The following is an 18455-nucleotide window of genomic DNA, read 5'->3' as shown; positions in this document are numbered from 1 at the left end:
ATAACTAACACGGATAAATCTTAACAGCTTCTTATTTATCTTAAAGAAGAGTTTCAATAATGGGTTGTGAGTCTTTAGGTTACTCAACTTTACTGTGATTATTGTTTTTCGAGGAATATATTTAAATCAGCATAACCTTCACACTCAAACAATGCTTCACCATCACCAGCATAGATCTCTGGCTCTTCATTAGTTCCTTCATTGATTGCTTCAACTATTACATATCTAGGCGTCTCTTCTTCTCTTTGCTCTGTGTCAGCATAATCTACCCACAGTACATAATACTGTTCGCCTACTTTAAAGTAGAAGCTAGGGCATTGATCATTGTGCCAGCTTTTATCTATTAGGTAAGGGTGATCTTTTAAGTCAAAGCCGAGGTCAAAGTTTTGACCAAACTCTTGTTTATAAAGTGACATATTGTTTCCTTCTTAAAAACTAATTTAGCCAGTGCTACATGCACTGGCTCTATGCCGTACTTGCGTTATAAGGCGTTTAAATGCTCTATAGCCACCTTCCAAGGAAGTCTTCGGCCTGATAGCTTCATTTTCTCGTAGGCCTTAAACGCGGTTTCTTTCGTTACTATTTGTTGCCTAACAAGCTGCGTTATTAATGAAATAGTGCCTTGGACAACAATGCCTTCTTTTTCAGCGGCTTTTCTTAAAGCCATATCGCCAGTTACAAGAGGGCAGTTTTTTTGCTTAGCTAAACACAAAGCAAATATATCGTTACGGCTGGCATTTAAATACAGCGGAATTAACTCCATTGCATGCATCATTGAATCAGGTGATAGCTCTTCTAAAGTTAAGCCCATAGCAGGTAAATGTGCGTGTTCTTCCTCAAGTTCTTCAACGAATAAGATATCAGGTATGGCGAATTGATAAGGTAGCTGAAAAAGTTGGGTTAGTAGCTCACCTTCTTCCATATCTATTAATATATTGGCATCACTAATTAGTAGCCGCTGCATTAAGCACCTCTAACTTTCGCTCTTTGTGAAAGCTTGAAAGTGATACTCCTAATAGCTCTGCTGCTTTAGATATACCAATGTAGTCTTCACTTAGCGCACGATATACTAGCTGCTTATAGAGGTAAGTAACTTCATGTGGATAAGGTTCACCAGGTTCCTGAGTACGCCAGCCCTGCTTACCAAACCAAATAAACATATTCTTTTGGGTTTGATATGAAATTACACCAGACTGTGAAGCACGGAACAAAGAGGCAAGCATGCTTATGCCATACTCATGCTTGAGCATGTATAGCTCTTGTGCTTCTAATTGAGTTCGGCTTTTACCTAAGTGTTGTATTAAGCTAGTGCTTGGTAATAAAAAAGCCCCTGCGAAGTGATTACATGCCTTTTCTTCATCAAGCTTTTCAGACAGTCGGCTGTGCAATACTAAGTGACCCAATTCATGAGCGAGTGTAAACCGTTGACGATCACCACTTTGTGCCGTAGAGATAACAACAACAGGTAGTCCATTAATGTTACCCGCGAGACCATCAAACTTTTTACTTGTTTCTACATCAGTGCAAATTATCATTACACCTTTCGATTCCAGCGTATCAATCATGTCATGAATTGGATTTAAGCCTAAACCCCATTCATTGCGCATAGTGGTGGCTACACCTTCTAGCTGCTCATATGAATCAATCATATCAGGTAATGTACTTGGTAGTGAAAATGGCGTAATAGGTTTAATCGAGTCTGGATAAAAGTTTAAAAGTTCTTGCCAGCGCTCAGCCTGATCTAAAACATCACCATTTATACGATCTAAAATTTTCTGTGGTGTGCTTGCACGCTTACGATATTCCACACCTTCTAACTTTACTTTTATAGGACGGAAAAAGTATTCAGTGCGCACTTCAAGTGCGCTTGCAAGCTTTAATAAATTAGAAGAAGACGGCATAGCAGTACCATGCTCATATTTTTTTATAGCATTGGCGGATACACCAACTGCGGTAGCTAGTGCTTGCATTGATAGGCCTGAGGCTTTTCGGGCACGAGTGAATCGTTCAGCAAACATGTGTATGTACCTCGAGGTTTATAAAATTAATCTATTTGTCGCAAATATAAACCATTGGTGTATTTTTGTCCATAAACATAAATTGTACTTATGTAGCTGAGATATACTACTGGTTTTATTTTTACGAGAAGTTTAAAGGGATTATGTAGTAAACTAGGAGTTATTAGTTGAGGTGATAAATCGAAATTATTCACCCAGTACCCCACACAGTACCCCATGGTGTTGTGGGTTGAAATAAAAGGTTTACATATCAAATGAGTAGAGCAGGAATACAGTGGTTCCCTGGGCACATGAATAAAGCCCGAAATGAAATTAAAGAAATAATGCCACAAATGGATGTGATCATTGAAGTGCTAGATGCACGCATTCCTTACAGTAGCGAAAACCCGATGGTGGCTACCCTGCGTGAAGGTAAACCGGTCATCAAAATTTTGAATAAAGCCGATTTAGCTGACCCTAAAATGACCCAAGCGTGGAAGGATTACTTTGAGCAAGAAAATGGCGTAAAAGCGATTGCATTTGGTAACGATAAAGCGGCTGAAGTGCATCGTATTAATGAGCTATGTAAAAAGTTAGTGCCGCATAAAGTTGGTGCCGATAAGCAAATTAAAGCCATGATAATGGGTATTCCAAACGTAGGTAAATCTACGCTTATTAATGTGCTTGCTGGGCGTATAGTGGCTAAAACAGGTAACGAGCCTGCAGTAACTAAGGCGCAGCAACGTATTAAGCTTGATGATGGCATTATGCTTTATGATACGCCAGGGATGCTGTGGCCAAAAGTAGAAAACGAAAACTCAGGTTATCGTTTAGGCGCAACCGGTGCGATACGTGATACCGCTATTGAGTACGAAGAAGTAGCAAGTTACACCGCTGAGTATTTATTGCATGCTTATCCTGAGCTTTTAAAAGCACGTTATAAGTTAGATGAGCTACCAGAAAGTGATTGGGAGTTTGTTGAAATGGCGGGTAAAAAACGCGGCTGTATTCGCGGTGGTAACCAAATCGATACGTATAAAATGTCAGAAATTCTAATTAATGAATTACGAGATGGTATTATTGGCCGTATCACCATGGAAACACCTACCATGCGTGAAGAGGAAGAAATAATGGTGGCTGGATTGCGCGCTGCTGCAGAGGCTAAAAAGCAAGCCAAAGAAGAAGAGAAAAAACAACGCCGAGCACGTGCACGAAAAAACCGCCGTTAATTTTTAAAGCGTAGGTTAAAGCCTTACGCATTAAATTACAGACATAAAAAAAGCCCGTAAGGGCTTTTTTAGTTTCATATCTACCGTCACCGATATGAGCAATGTAGCAAGTAAATGAGTAGGGCGGAAACAGGTCATAAACAGCAAGGGGCGTTGTGGTTTATAACAGGTTTCCATAGCTGTTAGCGTGCGCCACACGTCTGTTTCAGGGTCGAGAAACAAATGAATTTTTCAGTCACAAAAAGCAATGTACCGCCTTCTTGTTGATAGTGATTATCAGTTAGATTTGAGTGGTTGTCAACATCTTAATGCAAATAATTCTCATTAACTTTGGGCTGATTGTATATTAAATTACAGGCATAAAAAAAGCCCGTAAGGGCTTTTTAGTTTCATATCAACCGTCACCGATATGAGCAATGTAGCAAGTAAGTAATAGACGATTATCTGCAATCAATATCAAGGGGCGTTGTGATTAATAACAGATAATCTTAGCTTTAACGTGAGCCACACGTTGTTTCAGGGTCGAGAAACAAATGAACTTTACCGTCACAAAAAGCAATGTACTTCCTTCTTGTTGAGATTGATTATCAGTTAGATCTAAATAACTGTCAATACCCAAATGCAAATAATTCTTATTTTAATTTTTTGTTCATTTATAGCACTAACGTAAGGGCTGTAAAACGGATTTCATGTTGCGGGGAAAACACTACTTTATAGCTACTATTAAATAAGCTGAAGCGAAGCTACTGGGAAAAAGTAGCCTGCCACTAACCGGTGTTGCCTGTATTAATAAAGTAATTACGGATCTAGCTTTATTAGAAATTAAAGACGGCGCTTTTCACTTGTTAGAATGCGCGCCAGGAGTAAGTGTTGATGAAATTAAAGCCAAAACGGCGGGTAATTTAGTTATTTGTGACAAAGTCAAAACCATGACTTTTGAGTAATTTTACTAATGATGGGCATGGAGCAAAATAATTTTATATGCTTCATTCCATCACTGCATTACACTTATTTAGCACTTAAGTCATTTAAATTCAGTTTATAACGGGCCCCTATCAAGCCCATCTCATACCCCAAAATATCTTTAAAGCAAGTTTTTTATAAATTGATTGCATTTTAAGCGACTTCTATGGTGATGTTCGCTTTAAGTAATGCTATACTCCCGCCGAATAATTTATCGACTTTATTAAGAGTAAAATTAATGGCAGATTTATCGAAGTACAGAAACATTGGTATTTTCGCGCACGTTGATGCGGGTAAAACCACAACTACTGAGCGTATCCTAAAGCTTACAGGTACAATCCACAAAAGCGGTGAGACACATGATGGTGAGTCTACTACCGATTTCATGGAGCAAGAAGCTGAGCGCGGTATTACTATCCAGTCTGCGGCAGTAAGCTGTTTCTGGAAAGATCACCGTTTTAACGTTATCGATACTCCTGGACACGTTGACTTCACAGTTGAAGTTTACCGTTCACTTAAAGTATTAGATGGCGGTGTGGGTGTATTCTGTGGTTCTGGTGGTGTTGAGCCACAATCAGAAACTAACTGGCGCTACGCGAACGAATCAGGTGTTGCACGTATTATTTTCGTAAATAAATTAGACCGTATGGGTGCTGATTTTTACCGTGTAACTGAGCAAGTACAAAAAGTACTTGGTGCTGTTCCATTAGTTATGACTTTACCAATTGGTATTGAAGACGAATTCGTAGGTGTTGTAGACGTTTTAAACAAACAAGCATATGTTTGGGATGAGACAGGTCTTCCTGAGAACTACTCAATTGTTGACGTTCCTGCAGACATGGTAGAAAAAACTGATGAATACCATGAGTTCCTAGTTGAAACTGCTGTAGAGCAAGACGATGACCTAATGGAAGCGTACATGGAAGGTGAAATGCCTTCAGTTGAAGATATCAAGCGTTGTATCCGTAAAGGTACTCGTGACCTTGCGTTCTTCCCTACATACTGTGGTTCTGCATTCAAAAACAAAGGTATGCAATTAATCCTTGATGCTGTTGTTGATTACTTACCAGCTCCTACAGAAGTTGATCCTCAACCTCTTATGGATGAAGAAGGTAACGAAAACGGCGAGCACGCAATTGTATCTGCAGACGAACCTTTCAAAGCGTTAGCATTCAAAATCATGGATGACCGTTTTGGTGCGTTAACTTTCGTACGTATTTACTCTGGTAAGCTTAACAAGGGTGACACTATCCTTAATGCATTTACTGGTAAAACTGAGCGTGTTGGCCGTATGGTTGAGATGCAAGCTGATGATCGTAAAGAACTGACTGCAGCACAAGCGGGCGATATCATCGCTATCGTTGGTATGAAGAACGTGCAAACTGGTCACACTCTTTGTGATCCTAAGCACCCAGTAACACTTGAGCCAATGGTATTCCCAACTCCAGTAATCTCGATTGCTGTACAGCCTAAAGATAAAGGCGGTAATGAGAAAATGGGTGTTGCTATCGGTAAAATGGTTGCAGAAGATCCATCTTTCCAAGTTGAGACTGATGAAGATTCAGGCGAAACTATCCTTAAAGGTATGGGTGAGCTTCACTTAGATATCAAAGTAGATATCCTTAAGCGTACTTACGGCGTAGACCTTATCGTTGGTCAGCCTCAAGTTGCTTACCGTGAAACTATCACTCGTGAAATCGAAGATAGCTACACGCATAAGAAACAATCTGGTGGTTCTGGTCAGTTCGGTAAAATTGATTACCGCATCAAGCCTGGCGAAGTGGGTTCTGGCTTTACATTCTCTTCATCAGTTGTTGGTGGTAACGTACCAAAAGAATTCTGGCCTGCAGTTGAGAAAGGCTTCAAGTCAATGATGGGTGAAGGTGTTCTAGCTGGCTTCCCAGTACTTGACGTTGAAGTTGAACTTTTCGACGGTGGCTTCCACGCCGTGGATTCATCTGCAATTGCTTTCGAAATCGCTGCTAAAGGCGCTTTCCGTCAGTCTATCCCTAAAGCGGGTGCACAACTTCTTGAGCCAATCATGAAAGTTGACGTGTTCACACCAGAAGATCACGTAGGTGATGTAATTGGTGACCTTAACCGTCGTCGTGGTATGTTAAGCAATCAAGAAGCTGGTTTAACTGGCGTTCGTATTAAAGCTGACGTACCGTTATCAGAAATGTTCGGTTACATCGGTTCACTACGTACAATGACATCAGGTCGTGGTCAGTTCTCTATGGAGTTCTCACACTACGCACCATGTCCACAAAACGTAGCTGACACAGTAATCGCTGCAGAAAAAGAGAAAAAAGCAGCTAAGTAATTAGCACTTTAACTCTTTAAAAAAACCCGCACTTGTTGCGGGTTTTTTATTGTTTAACTTTTATAAAGCATGATTGATTTAAAGATAATGAAGCCCGTCGTATTAAATGAGCATGGTTAAAAAAATGAGTGTAAACGCAGCTAAAAAAAAGGAGCAACACAAGATTGCTCCTTTTTTATTTGTAGTGGTATTAACTTAGCTTATTTGCAGTTTTTGTGATGAGTGCTTTAAACTTCTTTCGATGTGATTCACTACTAAAGTTCTGAATAGGCATTGTCACTTTATGTTCTAATGGTAACAGCGGTGTTGCTGTTGAATAACGCCCTACAGGTGGAACGGCTATCTCTTTGAGGTGTACTTTAAGAGCTGCTAATGTTGCATCATTATCAACTTCACTCGGGCAGAGGAAAATGCCCCACTGCCTTAGCTTAATGCCTAGCTTGATACTACTTGAGTAACGCACAATAGGAGCAGCGAGGATGAGCCCTAATAAAATAGGAGATAACCACCAAAAAAAGACCGGTGTAAAGTAATAAGCAACGCTACCCCATACAATGGCAACAAGCGAAGAAAACAATGTATAACTAAACGCTTCTTTCCATGGCACCATTCTGCCTTCACGCGGTTGAGCGTCCCATTTTACTTTTTTACCTAAAAATACACAGACTACAAAGTACGCATGAAATACCATCATTAATGGTGCCACAATAATGGCAAACACGGTTTCAATTATAGATCCTAAAGTAAGTTTTAATGCACCACCAAAGCGCTGCTTACGGTGTACTAAGGTAACAATCACGCCCATGAGTTTAGGCAATAATAAAATAATGATAGTTAGGTAAAGTAATGAGTCAATGAGTTCTGTTTTGGCTATTTGCCAAGTTGGAAATAGTTGATAGGCGCGATTAAAATAGACATCACTATTTAAAGCGCGTGTTACCGCATCTATGGTACTTAACGCCAGCATAGATAACCAAATGAGTGATGATATATACGCGGTTGCACCCAGTAAAAAATGCAGCTTACTCATTAGCTTTAATTTTGCTGATGATAATAAGCCAAGGTGTTGAATATTACCTTGAACCCAGCGTCTATCGCGTACAGCATAATCTAATATGTTGCTCGGAACTTCCTCGTAACTGCCTTCAATATCGGCAAGTAATAATACGTCCCAATTCGCGCTATGTAATAAAGAGGCTTCCACAAAATCATGACTTAAAATTTCACCACCAAAAGGCGCTTTACCTTTTAGTGTTGGCAAGCCACAGCAATCAATAAATGCTTTGACGCGAATAATGGCATTATGGCCCCAGTAATTGGCTTTATCGGTTTGCCAAAAAGCAGAGCCGGTAGCTAACATTGGACTATAAAGAATTGAAGCGAACTGTAAAAAGCGTCCAAAAAAGGTATCTTGGCGCACAGGAATAGGGATAGTCTGAATCAATCCCGCTTGTGGATTATTTAGCATACTGGTAGTGAGCTCTAGCATGCATTGGCCAGTCATTACACTATCGGCATCCAATACAATCATATGCTCGTATTGGCTACCCCAGCGCTCACAAAAGTCGGTTAAGTTACCTACTTTACGATGTTTGTTATCTTCACGGCGACGATAAAATACCTGCTTTGCAGTATCACCTAAGCGCTCACATAAAGCATGCCATGCGCTTAATTCATTACTAGCAATAGTTGCGTCTTGTGTATCGCTCAGTAAATAAAAATCAAAGTGTTTTAATTGCCCAGTGGCTTTTAACGATTGCAAGCTCACTTCAAAACCAGCAATAACTCTATGGGTGTCTTCATTATAAATAGGCATAACTACAGCCGTTTTTTGCTGTGATAGTGCTTCATTGTTAATGGAGATCGGTTTTATTCTTCTTAGCGTGAGCGGATCTATACGAAATAGCTGTAGTATAAAACCAATGCAGCCACTACAAAACGCGGTGACTATCCAAGCAAAGGTAATAGAAAACAAAGCAAGCAGTGCATACTCAAGCAAGGTCATGCCATTTGAGTTTAAAATTTCAAACATAATTGAAATGCCATAGCCTGAGAGGCCAATAGCAGCTATAGCAAATAACCATACGCGAAGTGTTTTAAAAGGCATTGGTGTGCCAGTACTTTGTTTACTTGATGTCATTTGGATACCAAACATAGCTCCATACCTCGCTCACTGCTTTGTTACGTAGCTTTAGCGATAAACGCATATCTACAGGGTTACTGTCTTCTGGGGCGACTTTGAAGGCAACTCGCCAGCCTAATGATTTTGGTAGCTTTTGCACTGTAATATCACGCGCTTCACCTGTGCTAAGTTGCAAGTCTGCGCTAAGTACTAATTTTTCAGATAATTGATTGATATCAGGACCGGTAAAGTCAACAGTAAATTGACGATGGCTTTTTGGCGGTGGATTATCTTCACCAGGTAATGCGGCACTACCAATACGCGTTCTAGCTACTTTGGCCAAATTATTTTGGCTTAGATAATCATTAAACGTCGTCATCTTATAGCTAAACTTTAATGCCTCTCCTGCTTTGAACGGCTTTTCAGGAACCCAATAACTTACAATATTATCGTTTGTTTCAGTATCTGTTGGAATTTCTACTAGCTCAACACGGCCATTGCCCCATTCACCTTGTGGTTCTATCCAAAGGCTAGGGCGGTCATGGTAATGCGCTTCGATATCAAAGTAGTTATTGAAGTCACGGTCACGCTGCACAAGGCCAAAGCCTTTTGGATTCTCATATGAAAAAGAGGTTACACTGAGTTGGGATGGATTATTAAGCGGACGCCATACCCAATTACTCTCTTGTGACTGCGTGAGCAAACCATCTGAATCATGTACTTCAGGGCGGTAATCATCAAAAAACTTAGTGCTATTTTCACCGTGATAAAACATGCTCGTTAATGGCGCTATACCTAGCTTTTTAACATCTTTACGAGCAAAAATTTGCATGTCGACGTTAACACGTGTCTGTGTGTTTGGGTCTATTTCAAACTTGTAGGCTCCCGCTACCGATGGGCTATCGAGTAAAGCAAAAATAGTAATATTAGTTTGCTCTGGTGTTGGTTTTACTAACCAAAACTCTTTGAATGAAGGAAACTCTTCACCAGATGTTTGTGCGGTATCAATTGCCAACCCGCGTGCTGATAAGCCATAAACTTGATTAGGTCCAACTAGGCGAAAATAAGAAGCGCCCTGAAACACCATAATTTCATCTTTATAGTCATCGTTATTTAGTGGGTAGTGCAATCTAAAACCAGCATGCCCTAACTGTGTACCTTCAACACTTTTCGCTATTTCATCTTTTAGGTGTGCTGCTGTTCCATCATATTGATAAAAGTCTGTGCTAAATGGGAGACGGCTAAGCTTGGCATCTTGATCAACGATATTGATTTTGACTGGGGTTTTATATAAAAAACCTGGGTGAAACAGTTGCAGCTCATAAAGCCCTTTATCTTTCCATACCGATTGATCGTGTTTGAAGCGGATTGAGCGGTAGTCTTGATAATCAATACTATTGAGCGCTTCTATTTGTATGTTTTTAGGTGCAATGTAATCTTGCTCAGCAAGCTTTTTAGCACGCGCACTTATCACATCAAATAAGCTGCCTTGTGGTATTGCCGCTTCTAATGAGGTTGCTGCAATGGCGTTGTTCGTTCCCCACAGTGAAAAAACTATCAACATCCCTACCAAAGGTTTAAAAGCCCTTTGACAAGTTGATATAAGGTGAATGCGTTCTTTCATTTTGAATCCTTTATAAAAATATATTTACAGCGAGAGTAACGTTTATCTCAATGGTTTTTATATGGGTTAGCAGGACTGGGCAATTATCGTTTTAGCGCAGGTGTAGTAACGCAGCTTCACACTTTGTATTTATTAAACAATAAATGAAAGGTGTGAAATTTGATAAAGGCCATATCAAGGTTTGCATAGATAGTAAGCAATGTTTGCTGAAGCTTGTCTGAATTACATTTGTATAAAAAATAAAAAAGCCGCGAAAGCGGCTTTTGAGTAACTATATAGATATTTTAGGTCACAATACCTAATTGTTAACCGACTAATTAAGCTTAATCAGCATACTTTGTTGCTTTGTACGTTAATTTAACATTACCAAAAGGAATGGCGCCGTTTACACGCACTCGCCACTTACCTTCTTTAGGGTTGGTAAATGAACAGCTTTCGCTATTACCGAAGCTTATTGAGGCGCAATCTTTTCTGAAAAGAGTCGGGTTTCTTTTATGGCGTACAAATAAGTTTGCATCACCCCAGCCACCGTCAAGGCTAACCGTTAGCTCGTCATAACCTTGTGGGATTTCAAAGCTGTAGCTTTTCCACCAAAACCACCCGCCAATATTATTAATTTCGCCAATAATTACTTCAGGTTCTGGCTCAGGTGGCGCGATAATGGTCGAGCGAATATCGACAATAACAGGGTCATGATCTGACGCTCTGTAAGGACCTTGAGCATATAAGGTTGATTGTTGTGCGTCAGATTTAAATTCAACATTATAATCAAGCGAGATAGGCTCATCGGCATTAATGTGCCAATCGGTTGTACTGACTACTTTATTTAATAAGCTTGGACTGGCTAGGGCGTGATCTAAACTACCCGCTCGGCCAGAAAAGCTATAAGAGTAACCTAAAGTGTTGCCATCTAGCTCAGCAACCACATTTTTAAGGCCTTTATCAGCAAATGCACGGATAGGATCTTCCATTGCATAGGCGTTCATGTCGCCAACAAGAATGATATCTTCATCATCAACCCCTGTTGGTTTGCTATTTAACCAATCAGCAAATGCATTGGCGCCAGCAGTTCGAATTTCGTTCCAACATGCTTGGCCGTCATTTTGATCAGCGTTTCCACCAGTTGCACTTCCACAACCACCTTTAGATTTTAAGTGAGCAACGGCAACAGTAAAGACTTCTTCTGTCTCTAAAGACTTAAAGCTTTGCGCAATAGGTGCGCGATTGCTGTAGTCAAAAGGCGCGTCAGTTGTAATCGCTGCTGTTCCTACTTGCTGTACTTTATCAGCACGATAAATAAGCGCGGTAGTAATAGCGTCGGTACCGATTTTATCAACGCCAAAGTCCACAAATGCATATTGATTTTGACTGTCGGCATCATTAAGTGCATTTACTAAGCTTGCAACTGCGCTAAATTCGCCAAAGCCGTCATTTTCAATTTCCATTAAGCCAATCACATCAGCTTGCATAGCACTGATAGCACTAACTAGTTTGGCCTGCTGACGAATTAATTCTACTTCTGAGTCAGCGCCTCGGCTAGTTGGGAAACCGCCGCCTTGGCCGTCGCCATTAAAGTAGTTAAGTACGTTAAAGCTGGCAACACGTAAATCAGCGTCAGGGTTTAACTCTGGTGCATCGGTACGCGGATTCGTTGCTATAAACTGAGGTGTGACCGTTGGGTGAATACGGTAAGTGCTAAAACTGTACGCTAGGGCGCCAGTAACGGTATTTACTGTATCGCCTGTGCGTAGAGTATTCTCTGCTGATAACCCTGGGACAGGATAAGCGATAGGATCGCGGTTTTGACGAGTTGAGCCATCATCTAAGAGTATTTTTTTATTTAGATTTTGCGCTTCAACCGCATTCGCAGCCGCGCCAGGAAGTGCAACTTGAGTACCTTGGTATAAGCGTTCAGTAGCAAGCTCTAGTTCACCATATCGACCTAAACCATAATTGTTAGTAACAATAAGTGGCTGCTCTAGGGTCACCAACATACCTTCAAATGCTTCTAACTCACTTTGATCGATAACGGGTAAAGTGATTTTAGTCGGATAAGCTGAAAGGCCGGTATCACAAATAGCAACTTGGCTAACATTACCAATTTGGGTGGCATCAAAGTACTCTTCAACAGTACCTTGTACGCGAACATGATCGCCAACATTCATATCAGTATTGGTAAAGTAAACAAATACCCCTTCAGAGGTAAGTGGGTTTGTATCTTCATCACTATTAAGTGAATTTACAAAAAAGCCTTTGAGCTGATCATCTGCTTGGAAATCAGCTGTCACAACGCCTTCAAATTCAACCACAGTGTTAACCAGTGGACTGCTTGCGCCTTCACCTTGAATACTGCTAATTAATGTTTTATCAGCGCCACATAGTAAAGGATCTTCAGGTTCTGGCTCAGGATCTGGATTAGGTGAAGAATTCCCTGCAAAGATACCTAGATCACTAAAATCATCTTGATCAAATTGCAGCCATAGCTCACTTGGATTAAAAGCGCCATCGGCATCAGTGCGTCCGTTTAGCTCGGTTTCTTTACGGCGCAATGTTTTATTTTGTGTTTTCACGCCCCCTTCTGACCAAAATGAACCCGGGTCTACACCGCGCTGGCCAAAGCTATCAATAACGGTTGAGCCTTGCGTAAGTACCAGTGCGTCATCACCATTAAAGTTAGTGACGGCGCTGAGTTGATCTGCTTTTTCTTTTAATTCAACTGAAGCATTACCATTAACAATGACATACGTGCTATTAGCAGCAAGTTCACCGGTTAAATCGAGCGTATTGTTTGCCTCTGTATTGCCATTTGAATAGAGACTTAGGGTGTAGCCATCCAATGACAGTGGGGTTGTCGAATTATTAAATAGTTCTACTGCTTTATTATAGCTACTGCCCTCTACGTATTCTGATATAACGAGGTTAGCGGTAGCGGGTGCACTGAGGCTTGCTAACACAAGCGCCAATGGCGTTATTTTTGTTTTCAACATTATTATTTTTTCCCGTGTTTTTGTTTCCCCAAATGGGACGCTTAGTGTAATGAAAAATAATTACAAATAGAATACAGAATGTTAACAATGTTAAGTTTTGTTATTTTTTGAGGTAGAACGTACAGTTGTGTGTTTGGTTTTAGGTAAGACAGAGCCTGTGTAGTGTGATTACTATCTATAAAAATAGGGGGTAACGCTGCATAAATGCCAACTATGTGTTGTTCTTAAACATAAAAAAAGGGCAATAAAGCCCTTTTATATCAATATGCTTTTATTACTTATTTAAATAGCGGGCTGCCTGCTTTGCAAAGTAAGTCAGAATGCCATCAGCACCTGCACGTTTAAATGCTAATAAAGATTCCATAATAGTGGCTTCCTCACTCAGCCAGCCGTTATCAATAGCGGCTTTATGCATCGCGTACTCACCACTTACCTGATAAGCAAATGTTGGTACACCAAATTCATCTTTAACGCGGCGTACAATGTCTAAATAAGGCATACCTGGCTTAACCATTACCATATCGGCGCCTTCTTGCAAATCAAGAGCCACTTCGCGAATAGCTTCATCAGAGTTGGCAGGATCCATTTGGTAAGTTTTTTTATCAGCGCCTTTTAAGTTTCCTGCTGAACCGACAGCATCTCTAAATGGGCCATAGTAGCTTGATGCATACTTTGCTGAATAGGCCATAATGCGAGTGTGAATAAAGCCATCAGCTTCAAGGGCTTCACGAATTGCACCAATACGCCCATCCATCATGTCTGATGGGGCAACAACATCAGCACCTGCATGTGCGTGTGATAGCGCCTGCTTAACTAAAATTTCGGTAGTGACGTCATTAATTACATAACCTGCATCATCAATAATGCCGTCTTGACCATGCACAGTAAATGGGTCAAGTGCAGCATCGGTGATCACGCCAAGCTCTGGAAAGGTTTCTTTTAATGCGCGAACAGTTCTTTGTGCTAAGCCATCATCGTTATACGCTTCTTCAGCGAGTAGAGATTTTTTATCTGCAGGGGTAACAGGGAAAATAGCGAGCGCAGGGACGCCTAAATCAACTAATTCTTTAGCTTCTTCTAGCAGTAAATCAATTGATAAACGTTCAATGCCGGGCATCGATTCAATGCTTTCACGACGATTTTTACCTTCAAGCACAAAAACAGGATAAATAAGATCATTAACACTCAGCTGGTTTTCAGCCATAAGGCGACGAGAGAAATCATTACGGCGCATTCTACGCATGCGAGTATATGGGAAAAGGTCTAGTCCAGATTGGGCCATAAGTTATACGCTCCTACTGTGAGATTGGAAAATTAACCACTTGATTGCGGCCATGTTGTTTTGCTAGATAGAGTGCCTTATCGGCACGCTCAGTAAATATTTCAGGGTTATGAACATCATCGGCAATATGAGTATAAACACCGGCACTAATGGTGTATTTAATCGTAGTACCTGCAACACTGACAGTGTTTTTTTCTATTGCGCACCGTATTTGCTCGGCAATAGCTAACGCACCTTGATTATTAGTATTGGGTAGCAGGACGACAAATTCTTCACCACCATAACGCACCACTTCATCAAGAGGGCGTTTTAATTGTTGTTTAATAACATCACAGACTGCTCGAATTACCTGATCGCCGGTTAAGTGGCCATACGTATCGTTGATTGCTTTAAACTTATCTATATCAAGCATAATGATGCTCAAGGGTGTTTGCTCACGGCGTGAACGGCGAATTTCCATGATTATTTTTTTATCAAAAAAGCGTCTATTTTTTCCCCCTGTTAGAGCATCTTCCATATTGAGTTGTTCAAGCTCGCGGTTTTTATCTTCAAGTTCCCTAAGTGTGACTTGTAACTCAAAGGTGCGCTCATCAACTTGGTTTTCAAGTTCATGACGAGTGCGCTCTTGTAATTCAATCCGCTCATTTAAGAGCGCATCTTGCGCTGCACTTTTTGCAATCAACGCCTGTTGCGTTGTGACTTGCTCATCGCGTTGTAATATAAATAATTTTATGACGGTGTAGCTTAAACAAAATGAGCAGCTTAATGAGGCTGCGAAGGTGAGTATTAAGCTGGATCTAGTGACTATATACAGGCCTGTTAACGCAACGGAAAAATGAATGACTACAATTAAAAAGAACCCGAGTGCCATTAATAGAGATTTATTGGGGCTCGTGGGGTTTTTTCGTAGATAAAATAATGTTGTGACAACATGATAACTTAAAATGACAGGAATGCTTAAAATAGCAAACAAAGCCACGCTCGCAGTAGGCAGCAAACCTATAAGTACAATAACCAATGCATATAAGGTGGTAATTATTGTTTGCCCTTTAACTAAGTTGGATTTAATGGGTATGCAAACATGGCGCTGTAAAGGAAGAAACAATACCGTGATCAGCATAAGCAAAATAGGCAGCATTAGTTGCTGTAAGGCGGCTATGCTTGGAGAGGCATAACGAAACCCAAATCCGCCTAAATATGCTAAAAATAGGCTAAGCATCAGTGTAATCACACCGGCATAGGCAAAATAATGTTTACGTGAAAAAGCAAATAAAACCAAGCTACTGATAGCCAAAGAAAAAATAAATCCAATCAGTAATCCATAGTGCAAGTTAAGCATACTTTTATGGGCTAATAATGCATCTTGTTGCCATAAGGTGAGGGGGACGCGAAGCCCGATTCCCGCATTATTATTAACGTTAAGATAAACGGTGGTTTCGCTGTTAGCGGGAAGTGTTAATTTAACCAGCAAAGAGTCACTTTTAATCGCTCTATTAGATAAAGGAAGAGCATCACCAAGATGTTCCGATTTTAGTTGCTTCTCACCCATAAAGTGGTACAGGTATACATTGTTTAGAAGTGGGTTATCTAACGATAAAATTGGCTCTGTTGGCTTATTAAGATAATTATTTAGTTGAAATTTAATCCACACAGGGCGAGTTTCAAGACCTAAATTAAGCGGTTTATTATTAAGTGACTGCCATTGTTGTAAGTTGCTTTGTTGCGCATCTTCTAATGAGTTGGGGGTAAATGAATAATGAATAGACTCTATTTTTTTTGAGCTAAATTCGCTATTTATATCAATTGCACTTGCAGGAAAACAGGATGCATAAAACACCATGATGAATACCAGCAAAGCGCAAAAGGTTCGCATTATTTTTTCTCTAATCCAAATAAGCGATTAAAGTTTTCACTCGTATGCTTTGCCACTTCAGATGCCGGAATGCCATAAAGCTGAGCAAGCGTGTCACACACATAATGCAGCAGTGCTGGCTCGTTTCGTCTTGATTTTGGCTTTGGTTTCACTGTACGAGGAATTAAAAAAGGTGCATCGGTTTCTATTAATAAACGCTCAATGGGAATGCTTGGGATCAGTTGTTGTAACTCCTTGCCACGTCTTTCGTCACATACCCAGCCGGTAATACCAATATAAAGTCCTAAGTTTAAGTAACCTGAGAGTGCTTGTGCATCACCAGTAAAACAGTGCAGTACACCGCGTACAGTAAACTCATTTAAAATAGCAAGCATGTCGTCACTGGCGTCGCGTTCATGCAAATAAACAGGCAAGTTGAGTTTTTCAGCTAATGCGAGCTGACGACGCAAAACAGCACGTTGTATATCTCTTGGGGAAAAGTCGCGATTGTAATCTAGCCCGCACTCACCTATGGCAATAACCTGCTCATTTTGAGCGAGCTGAGTAAGTTGTTGCTCAAGCTCAGGGGTTGCTGTTTTAGCGTCATGAGGGTGAATACCAGCGGTAGCATATTGATTATAGTGCGCAGCAAGTGCTAATGATTCTTCACTGGAGCTGATATCACAGCCAATAATCAGCATTTGGTTTACGCCCGCATCTTTTGCTCTGGCGAGCACCTCTTGATGCTGACCATCAAATTGATGATTAGTTAAATTTACGCCAGCATCAATTAACGTGTATTGCATTACTGAGTACGTTTTACACGAATTGAACGGTTTTGATCTGCTTTTTTAAGCAAAAAAGAGTTGAATACGCCACGGCTAATAATAACAGTATCGCCTTCGTCTAATCTTAAGCTATCTGAACCAATTTGACGCCATTGCTGGTTATTTTCTAAGGTAATAATTAGCTCACCATAAGGTGCTTTTTTAACAGATGAAATCATTGACGTAATAGACTCTTCACCATTTTCCGCAATTTCTTTATGCTCTAAACCAAACTCTTTTGCTTTAGTGGCCACAGGCGCTGTTGCAGCGGGAGCCTCAGCTTTTACATTTGTTTGTGCCGATTTGCTTAGCTGGCTTTGTGCTGGTTGTGTTAATGACTTTCCGGCAATGGTGTTGTCGTAGCAGAGTAAACGATTAAAGTCGTTTTCAATAAAACTACAGGCTTGCAAAGCTTGCTCATTAATAGGAGTAGCGGCTAAAGCCGGTACACTTGCTAAAGCGAGTAAAGAAAGTAAATACTTGTTCATATTATTCCTTAGATTCTTGTTGTGGTTTTGCGGTATAAAATTTAGCTAAAATTAAACCAAGCTCAAATAAAAGCAGCATAGGTAGTGCCAATAGGGTTTGTGAAAGCACATCAGGAGGCGTTAAAAACATTGCCACTACAAATACGCCAACCACTATATAGGGGCGCTTTTCTTTTAGACTTTGTGTGGTTGTTGCACCGCTCCAGCAGAGCAACATAATTGCAACTGGGATTTCAAATGCGATCCCAAAAGCAAAAAACAGCTTGAGCACAAAGCCTAAATAACTACTTATATCGGGCGCAAGTGTCATCATTTGCGGCCCTACACTGGTGAAAAACCCTAAAATTATAGGTAGCACCACAAAGTAACAAAAAGCAATGCCACTATAAAATAAGATAATACTGGAAGCCAATATGGGTATCAGCATTTTCTTTTCATGTTGATATAAACCCGGGGCTATAAACCCCCAAATTTGATGCAAAATCCAAGGAATGGCAGCAAATAAAGCAACAAACAACGTCAGCTTAAAAGGGGCAAAAAACGGTGCAGTAACATCCGTTGCAATCATAGTGGCTGTACTAGGTAAATGAGCAACTAAAGGAGCGGCTACAAAGGTATAAATATCGTTTGCAAAGTAAATTAAGCCAATAAAAATCACTAAAATACTTAATAACGATTTAATTAACCGGTCACGTAATTCAATTAAATGAGCGACAAACCCTGATTTTACTTCCTCAGTCATTGTGTTTTATACCGTGTAT

At 40.4% G+C, this 18455-nt stretch carries 13 protein-coding genes and 1 pseudogene; 3 read left to right on the top strand and 11 right to left on the bottom strand.

Annotated features, from left to right (window positions below):
- Nucleotides 1-98: 98 nt before the first annotated feature.
- The 3 genes from CWC14_RS04045 to CWC14_RS04035 all read right to left on the bottom strand — a co-directional run bounded on the left by CWC14_RS04045 (nucleotide 99) and on the right by CWC14_RS04035 (nucleotide 2018).
- Nucleotides 99-416, bottom strand: a complete 318-nt coding sequence (locus CWC14_RS04045) for a hypothetical protein (protein ID WP_138561423.1) — start codon at nucleotides 414-416, stop codon at nucleotides 99-101.
- A 65-nt stretch (nucleotides 417-481) separates the two neighbouring features.
- Nucleotides 482-964, bottom strand: coding sequence for a PIN domain-containing protein (locus CWC14_RS04040; RefSeq protein ID WP_138561421.1), 483 nt, complete (start codon nucleotides 962-964; stop codon nucleotides 482-484).
- A complete protein-coding gene (locus tag CWC14_RS04035) occupies nucleotides 945-2018 on the bottom strand; it encodes a helix-turn-helix domain-containing protein (protein ID WP_138561419.1) in 1074 nt (357 codons plus the stop codon). The genes CWC14_RS04040 and CWC14_RS04035 overlap by 20 nt, the downstream gene beginning before the upstream one ends.
- 254 nt (nucleotides 2019-2272) lie before the next feature.
- Between CWC14_RS04035 and ylqF the strand changes: the two genes are divergently transcribed.
- The 3 genes and pseudogenes from ylqF (at nucleotide 2273) to fusA (ending at nucleotide 6512) form a co-directional block, all read left to right on the top strand.
- Nucleotides 2273-3226, top strand: coding sequence for a ribosome biogenesis GTPase YlqF (ylqF, locus tag CWC14_RS04030; RefSeq protein ID WP_138561417.1), 954 nt, complete (start codon nucleotides 2273-2275; stop codon nucleotides 3224-3226).
- Nucleotides 3227-3960: 734 nt separating this feature from the next.
- Nucleotides 3961-4170: pseudogene (locus CWC14_RS19640) on the top strand (succinyl-CoA--3-ketoacid-CoA transferase); the annotation flags it as partial.
- Nucleotides 4171-4427: 257 nt separating this feature from the next.
- Nucleotides 4428-6512, top strand: coding sequence for an elongation factor G (gene fusA / locus CWC14_RS04020; RefSeq protein WP_138561415.1), 2085 nt, complete (start codon nucleotides 4428-4430; stop codon nucleotides 6510-6512).
- A 190-nt stretch (nucleotides 6513-6702) separates the two neighbouring features.
- On the opposite strand, the gene mdoH is transcribed toward fusA, so the two are convergent.
- The 8 genes from mdoH to tatC form a co-directional block, all read right to left on the bottom strand.
- A complete protein-coding gene (gene mdoH / locus CWC14_RS04015; RefSeq protein WP_138561413.1) occupies nucleotides 6703-8667 on the bottom strand; it encodes a glucans biosynthesis glucosyltransferase MdoH in 1965 nt (654 codons plus the stop codon).
- The gene (locus tag CWC14_RS04010; protein WP_138561411.1) at nucleotides 8639-10258 is read right to left on the bottom strand and encodes a glucan biosynthesis protein G; all 1620 of its coding nucleotides are present in this window, start codon (nucleotides 10256-10258) and stop codon (nucleotides 8639-8641) included. Before CWC14_RS04010 ends, mdoH begins: the two co-directional genes overlap by 29 nt.
- Before the next feature lie 323 nt (nucleotides 10259-10581).
- The gene (locus tag CWC14_RS04005; RefSeq protein WP_138561409.1) at nucleotides 10582-13245 is read right to left on the bottom strand and encodes an ExeM/NucH family extracellular endonuclease; all 2664 of its coding nucleotides are present in this window, start codon (nucleotides 13243-13245) and stop codon (nucleotides 10582-10584) included.
- Nucleotides 13246-13519: 274 nt separating this feature from the next.
- Nucleotides 13520-14527, bottom strand: a complete 1008-nt coding sequence (hemB, locus tag CWC14_RS04000) for a porphobilinogen synthase (protein WP_076922321.1) — start codon at nucleotides 14525-14527, stop codon at nucleotides 13520-13522.
- 13 nt (nucleotides 14528-14540) lie between these two features.
- Nucleotides 14541-16400 carry a sensor domain-containing diguanylate cyclase gene (locus CWC14_RS03995; RefSeq protein ID WP_138561407.1) on the bottom strand — a complete coding sequence of 620 codons (1860 nt, stop codon included), beginning with the start codon at nucleotides 16398-16400 and terminating at the stop codon, nucleotides 14541-14543.
- Nucleotides 16400-17185, bottom strand: coding sequence for a TatD family hydrolase (locus tag CWC14_RS03990; RefSeq protein ID WP_138561405.1), 786 nt, complete (start codon nucleotides 17183-17185; stop codon nucleotides 16400-16402). Before CWC14_RS03990 ends, CWC14_RS03995 begins: the two co-directional genes overlap by 1 nt.
- A complete protein-coding gene (locus tag CWC14_RS03985) occupies nucleotides 17185-17694 on the bottom strand; it encodes a hypothetical protein (RefSeq protein WP_076922318.1) in 510 nt (169 codons plus the stop codon). Before CWC14_RS03985 ends, CWC14_RS03990 begins: the two co-directional genes overlap by 1 nt.
- A 1-nt stretch (nucleotide 17695) precedes the next feature.
- A complete protein-coding gene (gene tatC / locus CWC14_RS03980; RefSeq protein WP_069438908.1) occupies nucleotides 17696-18436 on the bottom strand; it encodes a twin-arginine translocase subunit TatC in 741 nt (246 codons plus the stop codon).
- Nucleotides 18437-18455: the final 19 nt, after the last annotated feature.

The sequence above is a fragment of the Pseudoalteromonas sp. S3260 genome (assembly GCF_005886925.1).
Lineage (GTDB): Bacteria > Pseudomonadota > Gammaproteobacteria > Enterobacterales > Alteromonadaceae > Pseudoalteromonas > Pseudoalteromonas tetraodonis.
Note: the sequence above shows the minus strand (reverse complement) of the source record. Positions and strands in the feature narration are given on the sequence as shown.